Below are 16,682 nucleotides of genomic sequence, written 5' to 3'. Positions count from 1 at the left end.
CATGCAACTGAACGATCTGCGTTCCGCGCCGGGTGCCCGTCGCGAAAAGCACCGTCCGGGCCGTGGCATCGGTAGCGGTCTGGGCAAGACTGGTGGCCGTGGTCACAAAGGTCTGACCTCCCGCTCCGGTGGCAAGGTCGCTCCGGGCTTCGAGGGTGGTCAACAGCCTCTGCACCGTCGCCTGCCGAAGTTCGGCTTCGTTTCCCTGAAGGCCATGGATCGTGCTGAAGTGCGCACCTCCGAGCTGGCCAAGGTCGAAGGCGACGTCGTCAGCCTGCAGACCCTGAAGGATGCCAACCTGATCAACCAGCACGTACAGCGCGTCAAAGTCATGCTGTCCGGCGAAGTTGGTCGTGCGGTCACCCTGAAAGGTATCGCCGCCACCAAGGGTGCGCGTGCGGCTATCGAAGCAGCTGGCGGTAAATTCGAGGACTAAATGGCTAAGCAAGGTGCTCTCTCTGCGCTAAGCAACGGCGGTCTGTCCGAGCTCTGGGCACGTCTGCGTTTCCTGTTCCTGGCGATCATCGTCTATCGGATCGGCGCGCACATCCCAGTTCCGGGCATCAACCCCGATCGCTTGGCGGCACTGTTCCGGCAGAACGAGGGGACCATTCTTAGCCTCTTCAACATGTTTTCCGGCGGCGCGCTGGAGCGCATGAGTATCTTTGCACTGGGGATCATGCCGTACATCTCGGCTTCGATCATCATGCAGCTCATGACCGCTATCAGCCCGCAGCTGGAGCAGTTGAAGAAAGAGGGTGAGTCTGGGCGTCGCAAGATCAGCCAGTACACCCGCTACGGTACTGTAGTCCTGGCACTGGTCCAGGCCATCGGCATGTCCGTTGGCCTGGGCAGCCAGGGCGTAGCCTTCTCCAACGACTTCGGCTTCTACTTCGTGGCTGTCACCACCTTCGTGGCTGGTGCCATGTTCATGATGTGGCTGGGCGAGCAGATCACCGAGCGCGGTGTCGGCAACGGCATCTCGATGTTGATCTTCGCTGGTATCGTTGCAGGCCTGCCGCGCGCCATCGGTCAGTCTTTCGAGTCTGCCCGTCAAGGTGACATCAACATCTTCGCCCTGATCGGCGTCGGCCTGCTGGCCGTGGCGATCATCGCGTTCGTGGTGTTCATCGAGCGTGGCCAGCGTCGCATCGCGGTGCATTACGCCAAGCGCCAGCAAGGCCGCAAGGTGTTTGCAGCGCAGACCAGCCATCTGCCGTTGAAGGTGAACATGGCGGGTGTGATTCCCGCGATTTTCGCCAGCAGTATCCTGCTGTTCCCGGCGTCCCTGGGCTCCTGGTTCGGTCAGTCGGAAGGCTTGGGTTGGTTGCAGGACGTCGCGCAAGCGATCGCTCCGGGGCAGCCGCTGAACATCTTGCTGTTCACTGCAGGGATCGTTTTCTTCTGCTTCTTCTATACAGCGCTGATGTTCAACCCGAAGGACGTGGCGGAGAACCTCAAGAAGTCCGGTGCATTTATTCCGGGCATCCGTCCGGGCGAACAGTCCGCTCGCTACATCGATGGCGTGCTGACCCGTTTGACCATGTTCGGTGCTCTGTACATGACGGCTGTCTGCCTGCTGCCCCAGTTCCTGGTGGTTGCGGCGCACGTGCCGTTCTATCTTGGCGGGACCTCGCTGTTGATCGTGGTCGTGGTTGTCATGGACTTTATGGCCCAGGTGCAATCTCACCTCGTTTCTCACCAGTATGAATCCCTGATGAAGAAAGCCAACCTGAAGGGCTACGGCAGCGGCATGCTGCGCTGATAGACCCGTAAGGTTCGAGGAGTTGGTGATGAAAGTTCGTGCATCGGTCAAGAAGCTGTGCCGTAACTGCAAAATCATCCGTCGCGATGGCATCGTGCGGGTGATCTGCAGCGCGGAACCGCGTCACAAGCAGCGCCAAGGCTGATTGTGATCCACGCGTGATAACCCGGCAGCTAGTGTGCTGCCGGGTTGATTATTTGCTATTACAGCGCTAATATCCGCGCCCTTTCTTGGCTTCCTGGGCGCAGGGTAGCTGTCAATTGGAGTTTTTCTGAATGGCCCGTATTGCAGGCGTCAACATTCCGGATAACAAGCACACTGTTATCTCGCTGACCTACATCTATGGTGTTGGTCGCACTACTGCTCAGAGCATCTGCGCAGCCACCGGCGTAAACCCGGCTGCCAAGATCAAGGACCTGAGCGACGAGCAGATCGATCAGCTGCGTAACGAAGTCGCGAAGATCACCACCGAAGGTGACCTGCGTCGCGAAATCAACATGAACATCAAGCGTCTGATGGACCTCGGTTGCTACCGCGGTCTGCGTCATCGTCGCGGTCTGCCGGTTCGCGGTCAGCGTACCAAGACCAACGCGCGTACCCGCAAGGGCCCGCGTAAGCCGATCCGCAAGTAATCGCGTAGGAATCTAGTCATGGCAAAACCTGCTGCTCGTCCCCGTAAGAAAGTCAAAAAGACAGTGGTCGATGGGATCGCCCACATCCACGCGTCTTTCAACAACACCATCGTGACCATCACCGACCGTCAGGGCAACGCACTGTCCTGGGCGACCTCCGGTGGTTCCGGTTTCCGCGGCTCGCGTAAGAGCACCCCGTTCGCTGCCCAGGTAGCGGCCGAGCGTGCCGGCCAGGCTGCCCTGGAATACGGTCTGAAGAACCTGGACGTCAACGTCAAGGGCCCGGGCCCGGGCCGCGAGTCCGCCGTTCGCGCTCTGAATGCTTGCGGCTACAAGATCGCCAGCATCACCGACGTAACCCCGATCCCGCATAACGGCTGCCGTCCGCCGAAAAAGCGTCGCGTGTAATAGGAGACAGTGAGAAATGGCTCGTTACATTGGTCCCAAGTGCAAACTGTCTCGCCGTGAAGGCACCGACCTGTTCCTGAAGAGCGGCGCCCGCGCCCTCGACTCGAAGTGCAAGGCTGAAAACGTTCCTGGCCAGCATGGCCAGCGTCGTGGCCGTCTGTCCGACTACGGTCTGCAGCTGCGTGAAAAGCAGAAAGTACGTCGCATCTACGGCGTGCTGGAGCGTCAGTTCCGCGGTTACTACCAGGAAGCTTCCCGTCGCAAGGGTTCTACCGGTGAGAACCTGCTGCAACTGCTCGAGTGCCGCCTGGACAACGTCGTATACCGCATGGGCTTCGGTTCCACTCGTTCGGAATCCCGCCAGCTGGTATCCCACAAGGCCATCACCGTCAACGGTCAGACCGTCAACATCCCTTCCTACCAAGTGAAGGCCGGTGACGTCGTAGCTGTTCGCGAAAAATCGAAGAACCAGCTGCGTATCGCTCAGGCTCTGGAACTCTGTGGCCAGCGCGGTCGCGTCGAGTGGGTCGAAGTCGACCTCGACAAGAAGGCTGGTACCTTCAAGAGTGCTCCGGCTCGCAGCGACCTGTCCGCTGATATCAACGAAAACCTGATTGTCGAGCTCTACTCCAAGTAAGGGCTAGAAAATAGGTGCATCCATGCAGAGTTCGGTAAATGAGTTCCTGACCCCCCGCCACATCGATGTGCAGGTGGTCAGTCAAACCCGCGCCAAGATCACGCTCGAGCCTCTCGAGCGTGGTTTTGGTCACACCCTGGGCAACGCGCTGCGTCGCATCCTGTTGTCCTCCATGCCTGGCTGCGCAGTGGTCGAGGCCGAGATCGACGGCGTACTCCACGAGTACTCGGCGATCGAAGGTGTGCAGGAAGATGTAATCGAGATCCTGCTGAACCTGAAAGGTCTGGCCATCAAGCTGCACGGTCGTGATGAAGTGACGCTGACCCTGGCTAAGAAGGGCTCGGGTGTTGTGACTGCTGCCGATATTCAGCTGGATCACGATGTTGAGATCATCAACGGTGACCACGTTATCGCCAACCTGGCAGACAACGGCGCGCTGAACATGAAGCTGAAGGTAGCTCGTGGCCGTGGCTACGAGCCTGCCGATGCACGTCAGAGCGACGAAGACGAAAGCCGCAGCATCGGCCGTCTGCAGCTCGACGCATCGTTCAGCCCGGTCCGTCGTGTCTCCTACGTGGTGGAAAACGCCCGTGTCGAGCAGCGCACCAACCTGGACAAACTGGTCCTGGACCTGGAAACCAACGGCACTCTGGATCCCGAAGAGGCTATCCGTCGCGCCGCTACCATCCTGCAACAGCAGCTGGCAGCGTTCGTGGACCTCAAGGGCGACAGCGAACCCGTCGTTGAAGAGCAGGAAGACGAGATCGATCCGATCCTCCTGCGCCCGGTCGATGACCTGGAACTGACCGTACGTTCGGCCAACTGCCTGAAGGCGGAAAACATCTACTACATCGGTGACCTGATCCAGCGCACCGAAGTGGAGCTGTTGAAAACGCCGAACCTGGGCAAGAAGTCCCTGACCGAAATCAAGGACGTTCTGGCTTCCCGTGGTTTGTCCCTCGGTATGCGCCTCGATAACTGGCCGCCGGCAAGTCTTAAGAAAGACGACAAGGCCACTGCCTGATCGTCGTAACTACCGAACGTAAAGTTTGGAAAGGAATTGAACCATGCGCCATCGTAAAAGTGGTCGTCACCTGAGCCGCACCAGCGCGCACCGCAAGGCTATGTTCCAGAACATGGCGGTGTCGCTGTTCGAACACGAACTGATCAAAACCACCCTGCCCAAGGCCAAGGAACTGCGTCGCGTTGCCGAGCCGCTGATCACCCTGGCCAAGGAAGACAGCGTCGCCAACCGTCGCCTGGCTTTCGACCGTACCCGTTCGAAAGCTGCCGTTGGCAAGCTGTTCAACGACCTGGGCAAGCGCTACGCCAACCGTCCGGGCGGCTACCTGCGCATCCTGAAGTGCGGTTTCCGCGCTGGCGACAACGCCCCCATGGCGTACGTCGAGCTGGTTGATCGTCCTGTCGGCGGTGAAGTCGTAGAAGCTGCCGAATAAGGCATCTGCTGCACAAGAAACCGGGCCTAGGCCCGGTTTTTTATTACCTGCCTTAAAGTTTTTATCTATCGTCTCGCTGTCTTTAATAAATTGGATTGTTGGAGGGCTGTCATTCATCCTTAACCTGCTTTTACGAAAAGCTACGTTCGGGTAAGCGAGATCAATGCAAAGGGCGCTTGGCTCAGCCTGGAGGTTGTCCTCCGCCAATCCCTGGTCCACGCTGATGATTTCCGTGTAGCCGCTTCGCTTCATAGCACGTTAGCCGTTGAGGAGAGAGTAAATGGAAGAGAAGACCCGCCTGACCACTGCCGCTGGCGCACCGGTGGTCGATAACCAGAACGTGCAGACCGCCGGTCCGCGTGGCCCGATGTTGCTGCAGGACGTGTGGTTCCTCGAGAAGCTCGCCCACTTCGATCGCGAAGTGATCCCCGAGCGCCGCATGCATGCGAAAGGCTCCGCGGCCTATGGCACCTTCACCGTCACCCATGACATCACCCCCTACACCCGGGCGAAGATCTTCTCCCAGGTCGGCAAGAAGACCGATATGTTCCTGCGCTTCTCCACCGTCGCCGGTGAGCGTGGCGCGGCGGATGCAGAGCGAGACATCCGCGGCTTCTCCATGCGTTTCTACACCGAGCAGGGCAACTGGGACCTGGTCGGCAACAACACCCCGGTGTTCTATCTGCGCGACCCGCTCAAGTTCCCCGATCTCAACCACGTGGTGAAGCGTGACCCGCGCACCAACCTGCGCAATGCGACCTTCAAGTGGGACTTTTTCTCTCACCTCCCCGAGTCGCTGCATCAGTTGACCATCGACTTCAGCGACCGCGGTCTGCCGAAGAGCTATCGGCACATCCATGGTTTCGGCAGCCATACCTTCAGCTTCATCAATGCGAACAACGAGCGCTTCTGGGTCAAGTTCCACTTCAAGACCCAACAGGGCATCGAGAACCTGACCAACGCCGAGGCTGCCGAAGTGATCGCCCAGGACCGCGAGAGTTCGCAGCGCGACTTGTACGAGAGCATCGAGAAAGGCGACTTCCCGCGCTGGAAGATGTACGTGCAGATCATGCCCGAGAAGGAAGCGGCCACCTATCGCTACAACCCGTTCGACCTGACCAAGGTCTGGCCCCACGGTGACTACCCGTTGATCGAAGTGGGCTTCTTCGAGCTGAACCGTAACCCGGACAACTACTTCGCCGAGGTCGAGCAGGCCGCTTTCACGCCGGCCAACGTGGTGCCCGGTATCGGTTTCTCGCCGGACAAGATGCTCCAGGGCCGTCTGTTCTCCTACGGCGACGCCCATCGCTATCGCCTGGGCGTCAACCACCACCAGATCCCGGTGAACGCCGCGCGTTGCCCGCACCAGGTCTACCACCGCGACGGCGGCATGCGGGTGGACGGCAACAACGCCCATCAGCGCGTCACCTACGAGCCGAACAGCTTCAACCAGTGGCAGGAGCAGCCTGACTTCTCCGAGCCGCCGCTGAGCCTGGAGGGCGCGGCGGACCACTGGAACCACCGGGTGGACGACGACTACTACAGCCAGCCCGCCGCGCTGTTCCATCTGTTCACCGACGAGCAGAAGCAGCGGCTGTTCGCCAACATCGCCGAAGACATCCGCGATGTACCGGAACAGATCCAGCGTCGCCAGATCGGCCTGTTCCTCAAGGTCGACCCGGCCTACGGCAAAGGCGTCGCCGACGCCCTCGGCCTGAAGCTGGACTGATGGCCTGATGAGGCCCCCGGCCCCCTTCCTAGGAAGGGGGCTTTTTTATCTGCATTGGCTTGACCCGGATCAGGCGGAGCCGGGAGCATATGCGGCTAGATTCCTAGTTTTCTCCAGGGAGAGCCCCCCGATGCAAGGCCATCCGGAAGTCATCGATTACCTCAACACGCTGCTGACCGGCGAGCTGGCCGCGCGCGACCAGTACTTCATCCACTCGCGCATGTACGAGGACTGGGGCTTCAGCAAGCTCTACGAGCGCCTCAACCACGAGATGGAGGAGGAGACCCAGCACGCCGACGCCCTGCTGCGCCGTATCCTCCTGCTCGAAGGTACGCCGCGCATGCGTCCCGACGATATCCACCCGGGCACCACGGTGCCGGAGATGCTCGAGGCCGACCTCAAGCTCGAGCGCCATGTCCGCGCCGCGCTGGCCAAGGGCATCGCCCTCTGCGAGCAGCACAAGGACTTCGTCAGCCGCGACATCCTCAAGGCCCAGTTGGCCGACACCGAGGAAGACCACGCCTACTGGTTGGAGCAACAGCTTGGCCTGATCGCCAGGATGGGCCTGGAGAACTACCTGCAGTCGCAGATCTGATCCTACCCCGCGGATACGAAAAAGCCCCTGCGCCTCACGGCCGCAGGGGCTTTTTCATGAGCGCCCGGCAATCAGGCGCGATCGCGTTCCAGCAGCGGCTTGAGGAAGTGGCCGGTGTGCGACTGGGGCATCTCGGCCACCTGCTCTGGCGTGCCGTTGGCGATGATCTGGCCACCCTTGGAGCCGCCCTCGGGGCCGAGGTCGACCAGCCAGTCGGCGGTCTTGATCACGTCCAGGTTGTGCTCGATCACCACCACGGTGTTGCCGTGGTCGCGCAGGCGGTGGAGCACGTCGAGCAGTTGCTGGATGTCGGCGAAGTGCAGGCCGGTGGTCGGTTCGTCGAGGATGTACAGGGTCTTGCCGGTGTCGCGCTTGGACAGCTCGCGGGACAGCTTGACCCGCTGTGCCTCGCCGCCCGAGAGGGTGGTCGCGCTCTGGCCCAGCTTGATGTAGGACAGGCCGACGTCCATCAGTGTCTGCAGCTTGCGCGCCAGGGCGGGGACGGCGTCGAAGAACTCGCGGGCTTCCTCGATGGTCATCTCCAGCACTTCGTGGATGCTCTTGCCCTTGTAGCGGATCTCCAGGGTCTCGCGGTTGTAGCGCTTGCCCTTGCAGACATCGCAGGGAACGTAGATGTCCGGCAGGAAGTGCATCTCCACCTTGATCACGCCGTCGCCCTGGCAGGCCTCGCAACGGCCGCCCTTGACGTTGAACGAGAAGCGGCCGGGACCGTAGCCGCGCGAGCGGGCCTCCGGCACGCCGGAGAACAGTTCGCGGATCGGCGTGAACAGGCCGGTATAGGTCGCCGGGTTGGAGCGCGGGGTACGACCGATCGGGCTCTGGTCGATGTCGACCACCTTGTCCAGGTGCTGCAGGCCGTCGAACGAGTCGTACGGCGCCACTTCCAGGGTAGTCGCGCCGTTCAGCGCGGTGGCGGTGATCGGGAACAGGGTGTTGTTGATCAGCGTCGACTTGCCGGAGCCCGAGACCCCGGTGATGCAGGTGAACAGGCCGACCGGGATTTCCAGGTTGACGTTCTGCAGGTTGTTGCCGCGGGCGCCTTTCAGCTTCAGCAGCTTCTTCTTGTCGCGCGGGGTGCGCTTGGCCGGAACCGCGATTTTCTTGCGCCCGGAAAGGTACTTGCCGGTCAGCGAGTCGGGGTGGTTCATCACCTGGTCGGGCGTACCTTCCGCCACTACCTGGCCGCCGTGCACACCGGCGCCCGGACCGATGTCGACGACGTAGTCGGCGAGTCGGATCGCGTCCTCGTCGTGCTCGACCACGATCACCGTGTTGCCGAGGTTGCGCAGGTGGGTGAGGGTGCCGAGCAGGCGTTCGTTGTCGCGTTGGTGCAGGCCGATCGAGGGTTCGTCGAGGATGTACATCACTCCCACCAGGCCGGCGCCGATCTGGCTGGCCAGGCGGATGCGCTGGGCTTCGCCGCCGGACAGGGTGTCGGCGCTGCGGTCGAGGGTCAGGTAGTCGAGGCCGACGTTGACCAGGAATTGCAGGCGGTCGCGGATTTCCTTGAGGATTTTCGCCGCGATCTCGCCACGGCGGCCGGTCAGGCTGAGTCCGGCGGCATACTCGCAGGCCTCGCCGACCGGCATCGCGGTGATCGCCGGCAGCGTCCGGTCGCCGACCCACACATGCCGCGCCTCGCGGCGCAGGCGGGTACCGTGGCAATCCGGGCAGGGCTGGGTGCTGAGGAACTTGGCCAGCTCCTCGCGGACCGTGGCCGACTCGGTCTCGCGGTAGCGCCGCTCAAGGTTCGGCAGGATGCCTTCGAAGGGGTGCGAACGCTTGACGATGTCGCCGCGGTCGTTGAGATAGCGGAAGTCGACGTTTTCCCGGCCGGAGCCGTAGAGCACCACCTTCTGGTGCTCGGCGCCGAGTTCGTCGAAGGGTTCTTCCAGGCTGAAGCCGTAATGCTGGGCCAGCGAGCCGAGCATCTGGAAGTAATAGACGTTGCGCCGGTCCCAGCCGCGGATCGCGCCCTCGGCCAGGGTCAACTCGCCATTGACCACCCGGCGCGCGTCGAAGAATTGCTTCACGCCGAGGCCGTCGCAGGTCGGACAGGCGCCGGCCGGGTTGTTGAAGGAGAACAGCTTGGGTTCCAGCTCGCTGATCGAGTGGCCGCAGACCGGGCAGGCGAAGCGCGCCGAGAAGATGATCTCCTCGACATCCTCGTCCTCGTCCATCGGTGCTACCAGGGCGATACCGTCGGCCAGGGACAGGGCGGTCTCGAACGACTCGGCCAGGCGTTGCTGGAGGTCCGCGCGAACCTTGAAGCGGTCCACCACCACATCGATGCTGTGCTTCTTCTGCTTATCCAGCTTCGGCACTTCGTCGAGTTCGTAGAGCTTGCCGTCGACCCGGGCGCGGACGAAACCCTGCGCGCGCATCTCGTCGAACACCGCCAGGTGCTCGCCCTTGCGCTCGCGGATCACCGGCGCCAGCAGCATCAGCTTGCTGCCTTCCGGCAGGGCCAGGACCTGGTCGACCATCTGGCTGACGGTCTGCGCCTCCAGCGGGATGTCGTGGTCCGGGCAGCGCGGGGTACCGACGCGGGCATAAAGCAGGCGCAGGTAGTCGTAGATCTCGGTGATCGTACCCACGGTGGAGCGTGGGTTGTGGGAAGTGGACTTCTGTTCGATGGAAATCGCCGGCGACAGCCCTTCGATGGTGTCCACGTCCGGCTTCTCCATCATCGACAGGAACTGCCGGGCGTAGGCCGAGAGGGATTCCACGTAGCGCCGCTGGCCTTCCGCATAGAGCGTGTCGAAAGCCAGGGAAGACTTGCCGGAACCGGAAAGACCGGTGATCACGATCAGTTTGTCGCGTGGCAGTGTGAGGTCGACGTTCTTCAGGTTGTGGGTACGCGCCCCACGAATCAGGATCTTATCCACAGCGGCCTCGCATGGCGGGCGAAAACCGCTGATTATACGGCTGGCCGCTAGCGCGCGGCAAAGTGGCGCGCCTGTGCCGCGAGGGGGCGGACTGGTAGAATGCGCGGCATTTTTCCGGCGCGGGCATTGCCCCGGCCGCCCAGGAGCGGGCGGCGGCGCCATCGGCAGGGGCATGAGGCCTTGCCCTGCAGCGGTTTCTTCCATGAGGGTGTTATGCACGACTCACATACTGAGCGGATGAGCGGTACCGAAACGCGAGCGGCCGTCGGGCTGTCACTGGTATTCGCCTTCCGCATGCTCGGCATGTTCATGGTCCTGCCGGTGCTGGCCACCTACGGCCAGGACCTGGCCGGCGCGACCCCGGCGCTGATCGGCCTGGCCATCGGCGCCTATGGCCTGACCCAGGCGATCCTGCAGATTCCCTTCGGGACCATTTCCGACCGCATCGGCCGGCGCCCGGTGATCGTCGTCGGGCTGCTGATCTTTGCCGCCGGCGCGGCCCTCGCGGCCAATGCCGACTCCATCTGGGGGGTGATCGCCGGCCGCGTCCTGCAGGGCGCCGGGGCGATCTCGGCGGCGGTGATGGCACTGCTCTCCGACCTCACCCGCGAGCAACACCGGACCAAGGCGATGGCGATGATCGGCATGAGCATCGGCGTCTCCTTCGCCGTGGCCATGGTGCTCGGCCCGGTGCTGACCCATCTGTTCGGCCTGCATGGGCTGTTCTGGTTCACCGCCGGGATGGCGCTGGTCGGCCTGCTGCTGATCCTGTTCTTCGTCCCACAGCCGGACCACATGACCCAGCACCGCGAATCCAGCGTGGCGCGCCAGGCCCTGCTGCCGACCCTGAAGCACGGCGACCTGCTGCGCCTGGACGCCGGCATCCTGATCCTCCACGCCATCCTCATGGCCAGCTTCGTCGCCTTGCCGCTGGCGCTGGTGCACGAGGGTGGCCTGCCCAAGGAGCAGCACTGGTGGGTCTACCTGACCGCGCTGTTGGTCGGTTTCTTCGGCATGGTGCCGTTCATCATCTACGCCGAGAAGAAGCGTCGCATGAAGCGCGTGCTGACCGGCGCGGTGGCGACCCTGCTGGCCTGCGAACTGTTCTTCCTGGTCTTCGGTCACAGCCTGGCCATGCTGGTGGTCGGCACGGTGGTGTTCTTCACTGCCTTCAACCTGCTCGAAGCCTCGCTGCCGTCGCTGGTCAGCAAGGTCTCGCCGGCCGGCGGCAAGGGCACGGCGATGGGGGTGTATTCCACCAGCCAGTTCCTCGGTGCGGCGCTGGGCGGCATCCTCGGCGGCTGGATGTTCCAGCACGGCGGGCTGAGCATGGTGTTCATCGGATGCGCGGTGCTCGCTGCCCTCTGGCTGGCGATTGCTGTTACCATGCGCGAACCGCCTTATGTGACCAGCATTCGCCTGCCGCTCGCGCCCGCCGCGCTGCAGGACGCGGTGCTGGTCCAGCGATTCAGGGCGTTGCCCGGTGTGGCAGACGCCGTGGTGGTGGCCGAGGAGGCCGCCGCCTATGTCAAAGTGGATACCCAACAAGTGGATCGCACCGCCCTCGAGCGCCTGGCCCAGGCCGCGCCGGGCGGATGCTGAACCTTAGGAGAACGTCATGGCCCGTGGGGTTAACAAAGTCATTCTGGTTGGTAACGTCGGTGGTGACCCGGAAACCCGCTACATGCCCAACGGCAATGCGGTGACCAACATCACCCTCGCCACCAGCGAGAGCTGGAAGGACAAGCAGACCGGCCAGCAACAGGAGCGCACCGAATGGCACCGCGTGGTGTTCTTCGGCCGCCTGGCGGAGATCGCCGGCGAGTACCTGCGCAAGGGTTCCCAGGTCTACGTCGAAGGCAGCCTGCGCACCCGCAAGTGGCAGGGCCAGGACGGTCAGGATCGCTACACCACCGAGATCGTGGTCGACATCAACGGCAACATGCAGTTGCTCGGCGGCCGCCCCTCCGGCGACGATTCGCAGCGCGCCCCGCGCGAGCCCATGCAGCGCCCGCAGCAGGCCCCGCAGCAACAGTCGCGTCCGGCCCCGCAGCAGCAACCGGCGCCGCAACCGGCCCAGGACTACGACAGCTTCGACGACGACATTCCGTTCTAAGCGACGCCCTTGCGGCGCGGCCCGTCCGCGCCACGGGCAGACCTTCGAAGACCCCCTGCCGCCCTCGGGCCGCAGGGGGTCTTCGTTTTCAGGCGACGCCGCGCTGCAAGGGCACTTCGTCCAGGCCGCCTATGGCGGACAGAGCGTCCCGCATGGCACTGAGCTTAAGGCAGGTTTCGCGATACTCGTGGGCCGGTTCCGAATCGCCTACCAGACCGCAGCCGGCGAACAGGTAGCCCCGGCCCGGCGTGAGCAGGGCCGAGCGCAGCGCCACCAGGAAATCGCCGTTGCCTTCGCCGTCGAGCCAGCCCAGCGGCGCGGCGTACCAGCCACGATCCATCCCTTCGTGCTGGCGGATGTAGTCCAGCGCCGCGCTGCGTGGGTAGCCGCCCACCGCGGGGGTCGGATGCAGCGCCTGCAGCAGCCGCAGGATGCCGCCTGCGTCGGCGAGGCGGGCGCGGATCGGCGTGTTCAGGTGCTGGACTCGCGCCAGTCGTTTCAGGCCAGGCGCATCGGGGATTTCCAGCGCCTCGCTGAAGGGTTCCAGGGCCGTACGGATCGCCTCCACCACCAACTGGTGTTCGTGCCTGTCCTTGGCGCTGTCCAGCAGGGCCTGTCCGAGCCGCGCATCTTCCTGGGCATCGCCGCCGCGGGCGATGGTCCCGGCCAGGGCATGGGTGAGCGCCTCGCCGGCGCGAATGCGGACCAGGCGTTCCGGGGAGGCGCCGAGGAAGCAGGCGTTGCCGCGGCGACAGGCGAACAGCTGGGCGTCGGCATGTTGTAGGCGCAGGTGTTCGATGACCTGCCACGGCTCGATGTCGCCGAGAGGCCGGGCCTGGGTGCGGGCCAGCACGACCTTGCCGAAGCGTCCCTGGCGGACACTGCTTACCGCGTCGCTCACCTTGGCTTCCCATTGCCTGCGCTCCAGCGCCGAAGCGTCGCCCTGCGCGCCAGCGGTCGGCCCCGAGGGCCGGCGCCTGGCCGGCTGCCTCAGGCGCAGTAGCGCCGAGCAGTGGTAGGCGGCCAGGGCCAGGGCATCTTCGCCGGGCTTGGCCAGGTGTTGGCAGAGTACCCGGTAGCGTTCGCCCTCGCGCAGCACGGTGATGCCGGCGAGCATCAGGCTGGCATCGGCGAAGGCTTGCCAGTGTTCCTCGCGCGGGCCGCGCGGATCGAAGCGGAATCCGCCGCACAGGCGCGGCGCCAGCGGGCCCTCGACCACGGCGTCGGCGCAGAGCAATTGCCAGTTTTCCTCGATCCGGGCGAAGCGCTGTTCGCCGTGGCCTTGCAGCTCCAGGGCGCAGCCCCAGGCGAAGAACGCCAGCTCGGGCTGTTCCCAGTACAGGCAGGGCGTTTGCCGGTCGTCCCAGGCACCGAATACCTGCAGCGGGTCCAATGGGTCGATCTCGAACGACGCCGCCACCAGCACCGGACGATCGAGCGCCTGCGCCTGGCCGATGGCGCGCTCGAAGGTGCCGCGCAAGGCGTGCAGGCACTGGCTCAGGGGCGCCAGCCGGCTCATGCGGCACCCCGTGTCTGGCGCCAGTACTTGATCTGCTCGGCGATGTACCAGTGGATGATCTGCGCGAACAGTCCCTCGACGAAGGGCGCGTCGAGTCCGTTTTCCTCGGCCCAGCGGGCGCGCTCGGGGAGCATCGCGGCGACCCGCTCGGGCGCCGGAATCGCCGCCTCGTTGGCCTTGAAGCGCGACGCCGCCTTGACGTAGTCCATGCGGCGGCCGAGGGCCTGGACGATATCCAGGTCGATCTGGTCGATGGCCTCGCGGATGTCCGCCAGGCCGGTGCAGTCTTCGGGAGTTTTCATCATGCAACCTCTCGGGAAAGGGCGTCGGGATGTGCGAGGCGGCGCAGCAGGTGCTCGATCACCGCGTCGCGCCCCTCGCTCAGGTAGAAGTGGCCGCCAGGAAAGCGCCGCAGCCTGGCGGGAGTCCGGCTGGCGTCGCTCCAGGCCTGCGCCTCGGCGGCGCTGACTTCCTCGTCGTGCTCGCCGAGGAGGACGTCGAGGGCGCAGGCCAGGGCGATGGGCTGCGCCCGTCGGTAGGTCTCGATCGCCTGGTAGTCGGCGCGCAGGATCGGCAGGAACAGCGCGCGCAGGTCGGCGTCCTCGAGTAGCTCGCTGGCGCCACCCTGGCGGCGGACGTCCTCCAGCAGCGCCGCCTCGTCGCCGCGGTGCAATGCGCCGCCGCGTTGCCGGTGCGGTGCCGGATGGGCGGAGACGAACAGGTGGCGCAGCGGCGCGCCGGCGTTTTCCAGGCGCAGGGCGGTTTCGTAGGCCAGCGCCGCGCCGAGACTGTGGCCGAACAGCGCCAGGGGCGCGTCGGCGAAATCGCGCAGGGCGAGGGCGGCGCCGTCGGCGAGGTCTTCCAGGCAGGTAGCCGGCGCCTCGTTGAAGCGGTCCTCGCGGCCCGGGTACTGCAGGGCAAGCAGGTCGATGTCTGGCGGCAGGCGTTCGCTCCAGCTACGGAAGAAGCTGGCGCTGCCGCCTGCATGGGGGAAGCAGGCCAGGCGCAGGCGCGGCATCGGCGTCAGGCGGAACGGCCGGACCCAGGCGGCGCTCATGCGCGGGCCTCCAGCTCGCGGCGCAGGCGTTCGCGCAGGTCCTTCTTGCTGATCTTGCCGATGCCGGTCTGGGGGAAGGCCGGGACCAGCTCGATGCGGTCCGGCACCTTGAACGCGGCCAGCCCGCAGGCGTGCAGGTATTGCTTCAGCTTCAGCGCCGAGGGTGCCGGCTGGCGCGGGATGACGAAGGCACAGGTGCGCTCGCCGAGCAGGCTGTCGGGCATCGCCACGACGGTGGCGTCGTGCACCTGCGGATGGGCGATCAGCAGGTTCTCCACCTCTTCCGCAGCGATCTTCTCGCCGCCGCGGTTGATCTGGTCCTTGTCGCGGCCCTCCACCACCAGGTAGCCGTCCTTGTCGCGGCTGACCCGGTCGCCGGTGCGGTAGAAGCCGTCCGCGCTGAAGGCCTTGGCGTTGTGTTCGGGCAGGCGGTAGTAGCCGCGGATGGTGTAGGGACCGCGCACGGTCAGTTCGCCGACCTCGCCGGGGCCGACCTCGCGGCCCTCGGCGTCGACCACCCGCACTTCGTCGTCCGGCGACAGCGGCCGGCCCTGGGTATGCAATACGCGCTCGGGCGGATCGTCCAGGCGGGTGTAGCAGATCAGCCCCTCGGCCATTCCCAGCACCTGTTGCAACTGGCAGCCGAGCACCGGTTCGACGCGTTGCGCGGCACTGCTGCCGAGCCTGGAACCGCCGACCTGGAGCAGACGCAGGCTGGATAGATCGGCGCGGCGGCTTTCCTGGGCATCCAGCCAGAGCATCGCCAGCGGCGGTACCAGGGCGGTGTGGGTGACCCGTTCACGGGCGATCAGGGCGAAGCAATGCTCGGGATCGGCGCGCTGGCTGACCACCACGCGGCCGCCGGCCAGCAGCGTGCCGATCACTCCGGGGCAGCAGAGGGTGAAGTTGTGCGCCATCGGCAAGCCGGTGAGGTACACCGTGTGCTCGTCGAAGCCGCAGACCTCGGCGCTGGCGCGGACGTTGTAGAGATACTCGCGATGACGCCGGGGAATCAGCTTCGGCGTGCCGGTGGTGCCGCCGGACAACTGGAAGCAGGCGATATCCTCGGCGCGGGCGGCGCAGTCTTCCAGCGCGTCGGCCTGGTACAGCGGTGCCAGCGCTTGCAGCGGCGCCTCGGCCTCGCCGTGGATCAGCGCCATCCGGCAGGCGCCGCTGGCGAGCAGCTCACGGGCCATCGGCCGTGGGTCGAAGCCGTCGATCCGTTCGGCGCCGATGTAGGCCTTGGCCTCGGCGAACCGGCAGAAACCGCTGATCTCATGCTGGCGATGGGCGGGGAGGGCGAGCACCGGGCGTACGCCGAGCTGGAACAGGGCGAAGCAGGTCTCGACGAAGGCGATGCCGTTGGGCAGGTGCAGCACCACCGTGTCGCCATGTGCGAGGCCGGCCTGGCGCAGTCCGGCTGCCAGGCGGCGGCAGCGCTGGAGCAGGTCGGCATAGCTGAGCCGCTGGTCGTCGTCGCAGAGTGCGATCCGCCGCGGATGGCGCGCGGCGCTGGCGGCCAGGGCTTCGGCGAAGTTCTGGTCCTGCCAGTGGCCGGCGTCGAGATAGCGGCGGACGAAGGCGGCGGGCCAGTCGGGGGCGTCGTCGACGGCCGATGGGGTGGCGGGCGAGGAAGTCATGCGATCTCCGTGGATGCGGTCGATTGCCATTGCTGGGAAATGAGATTTATTATCATTGGCGGGCGGCAGGGACCGCGCAAGCCCGCGCCTTTCGATTGCGGGGCTTTTTCATTCGCTGCAGGGGCGGAGTGCAGGACGCGTTGTCCATCTCCGCTAAAAGGTCCCCCTGTCCCCACGTATCCAGGAAGGCGTCGCCGCGTCGGCAGCGCCCGGGCTAC

17 protein-coding genes are annotated in these 16,682 nt (G+C 64.8%); 12 read left to right on the top strand and 5 right to left on the bottom strand.

Annotation, left to right across the window (positions count from 1 at the left end; translation table 11 throughout):
- The first annotated feature begins 1 nt into the window (after position 1).
- The 10 genes from rplO to bfr all read left to right on the top strand — a co-directional run bounded on the left by rplO (position 2) and on the right by bfr (position 7,223).
- On the top strand, positions 2 to 436 hold the full coding sequence (rplO, locus tag HMPREF2581_RS09415; protein WP_003093695.1) for a 50S ribosomal protein L15: 435 nt from the start codon (positions 2 to 4) through the stop codon (positions 434 to 436).
- Complete coding sequence (gene secY / locus HMPREF2581_RS09410) at positions 437 to 1,765, top strand: preprotein translocase subunit SecY (protein ID WP_003093694.1); 1,329 nt, start codon at positions 437 to 439, stop codon at positions 1,763 to 1,765.
- Positions 1,766 to 1,793: 28 nt separating this feature from the next.
- Positions 1,794 to 1,910 carry a 50S ribosomal protein L36 gene (gene rpmJ / locus HMPREF2581_RS09405; protein ID WP_003093693.1) on the top strand — a complete coding sequence of 39 codons (117 nt, stop codon included), beginning with the start codon at positions 1,794 to 1,796 and terminating at the stop codon, positions 1,908 to 1,910.
- 130 nt (positions 1,911 to 2,040) lie between these two features.
- Positions 2,041 to 2,397, top strand: coding sequence for a 30S ribosomal protein S13 (gene rpsM / locus HMPREF2581_RS09400; RefSeq protein ID WP_003093692.1), 357 nt, complete (start codon positions 2,041 to 2,043; stop codon positions 2,395 to 2,397).
- An 18-nt stretch (positions 2,398 to 2,415) separates the two neighbouring features.
- Positions 2,416 to 2,805 carry a 30S ribosomal protein S11 gene (gene rpsK / locus HMPREF2581_RS09395; protein WP_003093689.1) on the top strand — a complete coding sequence of 130 codons (390 nt, stop codon included), beginning with the start codon at positions 2,416 to 2,418 and terminating at the stop codon, positions 2,803 to 2,805.
- Between the two features lie 16 nt (positions 2,806 to 2,821).
- A complete protein-coding gene (rpsD, locus tag HMPREF2581_RS09390) occupies positions 2,822 to 3,442 on the top strand; it encodes a 30S ribosomal protein S4 (RefSeq protein ID WP_003093678.1) in 621 nt (206 codons plus the stop codon).
- Between the two features lie 22 nt (positions 3,443 to 3,464).
- On the top strand, positions 3,465 to 4,466 hold the full coding sequence (rpoA, locus tag HMPREF2581_RS09385; RefSeq protein WP_003093675.1) for a DNA-directed RNA polymerase subunit alpha: 1,002 nt from the start codon (positions 3,465 to 3,467) through the stop codon (positions 4,464 to 4,466).
- 43 nt (positions 4,467 to 4,509) lie between these two features.
- Entirely contained in the window at positions 4,510 to 4,899 is a 390-nt protein-coding gene (gene rplQ, locus HMPREF2581_RS09380; protein WP_003093672.1) for a 50S ribosomal protein L17, read from the top strand.
- A gap of 280 nt (positions 4,900 to 5,179) precedes the next feature.
- Positions 5,180 to 6,628: a catalase KatA gene (gene katA, locus HMPREF2581_RS09375; RefSeq protein ID WP_003103909.1), complete on the top strand. Its 1,449-nt coding sequence runs from the start codon at positions 5,180 to 5,182 to the stop codon at positions 6,626 to 6,628.
- A 130-nt stretch (positions 6,629 to 6,758) separates the two neighbouring features.
- Positions 6,759 to 7,223, top strand: a complete 465-nt coding sequence (bfr, locus tag HMPREF2581_RS09370) for a bacterioferritin (RefSeq protein ID WP_003093668.1) — start codon at positions 6,759 to 6,761, stop codon at positions 7,221 to 7,223.
- Positions 7,224 to 7,294: 71 nt separating this feature from the next.
- On the opposite strand, the gene uvrA is transcribed toward bfr, so the two are convergent.
- Complete coding sequence (uvrA, locus tag HMPREF2581_RS09365) at positions 7,295 to 10,132, bottom strand: excinuclease ABC subunit UvrA (RefSeq protein ID WP_003093663.1); 2,838 nt, start codon at positions 10,130 to 10,132, stop codon at positions 7,295 to 7,297.
- Between the two features lie 213 nt (positions 10,133 to 10,345).
- Between uvrA and HMPREF2581_RS09360 the strand changes: the two genes are divergently transcribed.
- Together HMPREF2581_RS09360 and ssb are read left to right on the top strand one after the other, a co-directional pair.
- A complete protein-coding gene (locus HMPREF2581_RS09360; RefSeq protein WP_003103910.1) occupies positions 10,346 to 11,734 on the top strand; it encodes an MFS transporter in 1,389 nt (462 codons plus the stop codon).
- Between the two features lie 16 nt (positions 11,735 to 11,750).
- A complete protein-coding gene (ssb, locus tag HMPREF2581_RS09355) occupies positions 11,751 to 12,248 on the top strand; it encodes a single-stranded DNA-binding protein (RefSeq protein ID WP_003114685.1) in 498 nt (165 codons plus the stop codon).
- Between the two features lie 88 nt (positions 12,249 to 12,336).
- On the opposite strand, the gene pchA is transcribed toward ssb, so the two are convergent.
- Genes pchA through pchD form a run of 4 tightly spaced genes read right to left on the bottom strand, consistent with a single transcriptional unit; the run spans position 12,337 to position 16,464 of the window.
- Positions 12,337 to 13,767, bottom strand: coding sequence for an isochorismate synthase PchA (pchA, locus tag HMPREF2581_RS09350; RefSeq protein WP_003129314.1), 1,431 nt, complete (start codon positions 13,765 to 13,767; stop codon positions 12,337 to 12,339).
- Positions 13,764 to 14,069, bottom strand: a complete 306-nt coding sequence (gene pchB, locus HMPREF2581_RS09345; RefSeq protein ID WP_003137464.1) for an isochorismate lyase PchB — start codon at positions 14,067 to 14,069, stop codon at positions 13,764 to 13,766. Before pchB ends, pchA begins: the two co-directional genes overlap by 4 nt.
- Positions 14,069 to 14,824 carry a pyochelin biosynthesis editing thioesterase PchC gene (pchC, locus tag HMPREF2581_RS09340; RefSeq protein ID WP_003137465.1) on the bottom strand — a complete coding sequence of 252 codons (756 nt, stop codon included), beginning with the start codon at positions 14,822 to 14,824 and terminating at the stop codon, positions 14,069 to 14,071. Before pchC ends, pchB begins: the two co-directional genes overlap by 1 nt.
- A complete protein-coding gene (pchD, locus tag HMPREF2581_RS09335) occupies positions 14,821 to 16,464 on the bottom strand; it encodes a pyochelin biosynthesis salicyl-AMP ligase PchD (RefSeq protein ID WP_003137468.1) in 1,644 nt (547 codons plus the stop codon). The genes pchC and pchD overlap by 4 nt, the downstream gene beginning before the upstream one ends.
- Positions 16,465 to 16,682 lie beyond the last annotated feature (218 nt).

The organism is Pseudomonas sp. HMSC057H01 (genome assembly GCF_001836405.1).
Lineage (GTDB): Bacteria > Pseudomonadota > Gammaproteobacteria > Pseudomonadales > Pseudomonadaceae > Pseudomonas > Pseudomonas aeruginosa.
The sequence above is the reverse complement of the archived record's forward strand: the minus strand, read 5'-3'. Positions and strand labels throughout refer to the sequence as shown.

Excerpts from the sequence above, each read along its gene's own strand:
- rpoA (WP_003093675.1), top strand. The coding sequence starts at position 3,465 with ATGCAGAGTTCGGTAAATGAGTTCCTGACCCCCCGCCACATCGATGTG.
- ssb (WP_003114685.1), top strand. The coding sequence starts at position 11,751 with ATGGCCCGTGGGGTTAACAAAGTCATTCTGGTTGGTAACGTCGGTGGT.
- rpmJ (WP_003093693.1), top strand. The coding sequence starts at position 1,794 with ATGAAAGTTCGTGCATCGGTCAAGAAGCTGTGCCGTAACTGCAAAATC.
- pchC (WP_003137465.1), bottom strand. The coding sequence starts at position 14,824 with ATGAGCGCCGCCTGGGTCCGGCCGTTCCGCCTGACGCCGATGCCGCGC.
- rpsD (WP_003093678.1), top strand. The coding sequence starts at position 2,822 with ATGGCTCGTTACATTGGTCCCAAGTGCAAACTGTCTCGCCGTGAAGGC.
- HMPREF2581_RS09360 (WP_003103910.1), top strand. The coding sequence starts at position 10,346 with ATGCACGACTCACATACTGAGCGGATGAGCGGTACCGAAACGCGAGCG.
- secY (WP_003093694.1), top strand. The coding sequence starts at position 437 with ATGGCTAAGCAAGGTGCTCTCTCTGCGCTAAGCAACGGCGGTCTGTCC.
- rpsM (WP_003093692.1), top strand. The coding sequence starts at position 2,041 with ATGGCCCGTATTGCAGGCGTCAACATTCCGGATAACAAGCACACTGTT.
- katA (WP_003103909.1), top strand. The coding sequence starts at position 5,180 with ATGGAAGAGAAGACCCGCCTGACCACTGCCGCTGGCGCACCGGTGGTC.
- pchB (WP_003137464.1), bottom strand. The coding sequence starts at position 14,069 with ATGAAAACTCCCGAAGACTGCACCGGCCTGGCGGACATCCGCGAGGCC.
- rplQ (WP_003093672.1), top strand. The coding sequence starts at position 4,510 with ATGCGCCATCGTAAAAGTGGTCGTCACCTGAGCCGCACCAGCGCGCAC.
- bfr (WP_003093668.1), top strand. The coding sequence starts at position 6,759 with ATGCAAGGCCATCCGGAAGTCATCGATTACCTCAACACGCTGCTGACC.
- pchA (WP_003129314.1), bottom strand. The coding sequence starts at position 13,767 with ATGAGCCGGCTGGCGCCCCTGAGCCAGTGCCTGCACGCCTTGCGCGGC.
- rpsK (WP_003093689.1), top strand. The coding sequence starts at position 2,416 with ATGGCAAAACCTGCTGCTCGTCCCCGTAAGAAAGTCAAAAAGACAGTG.
- rplO (WP_003093695.1), top strand. The coding sequence starts at position 2 with ATGCAACTGAACGATCTGCGTTCCGCGCCGGGTGCCCGTCGCGAAAAG.
- pchD (WP_003137468.1), bottom strand. The coding sequence starts at position 16,464 with ATGACTTCCTCGCCCGCCACCCCATCGGCCGTCGACGACGCCCCCGAC.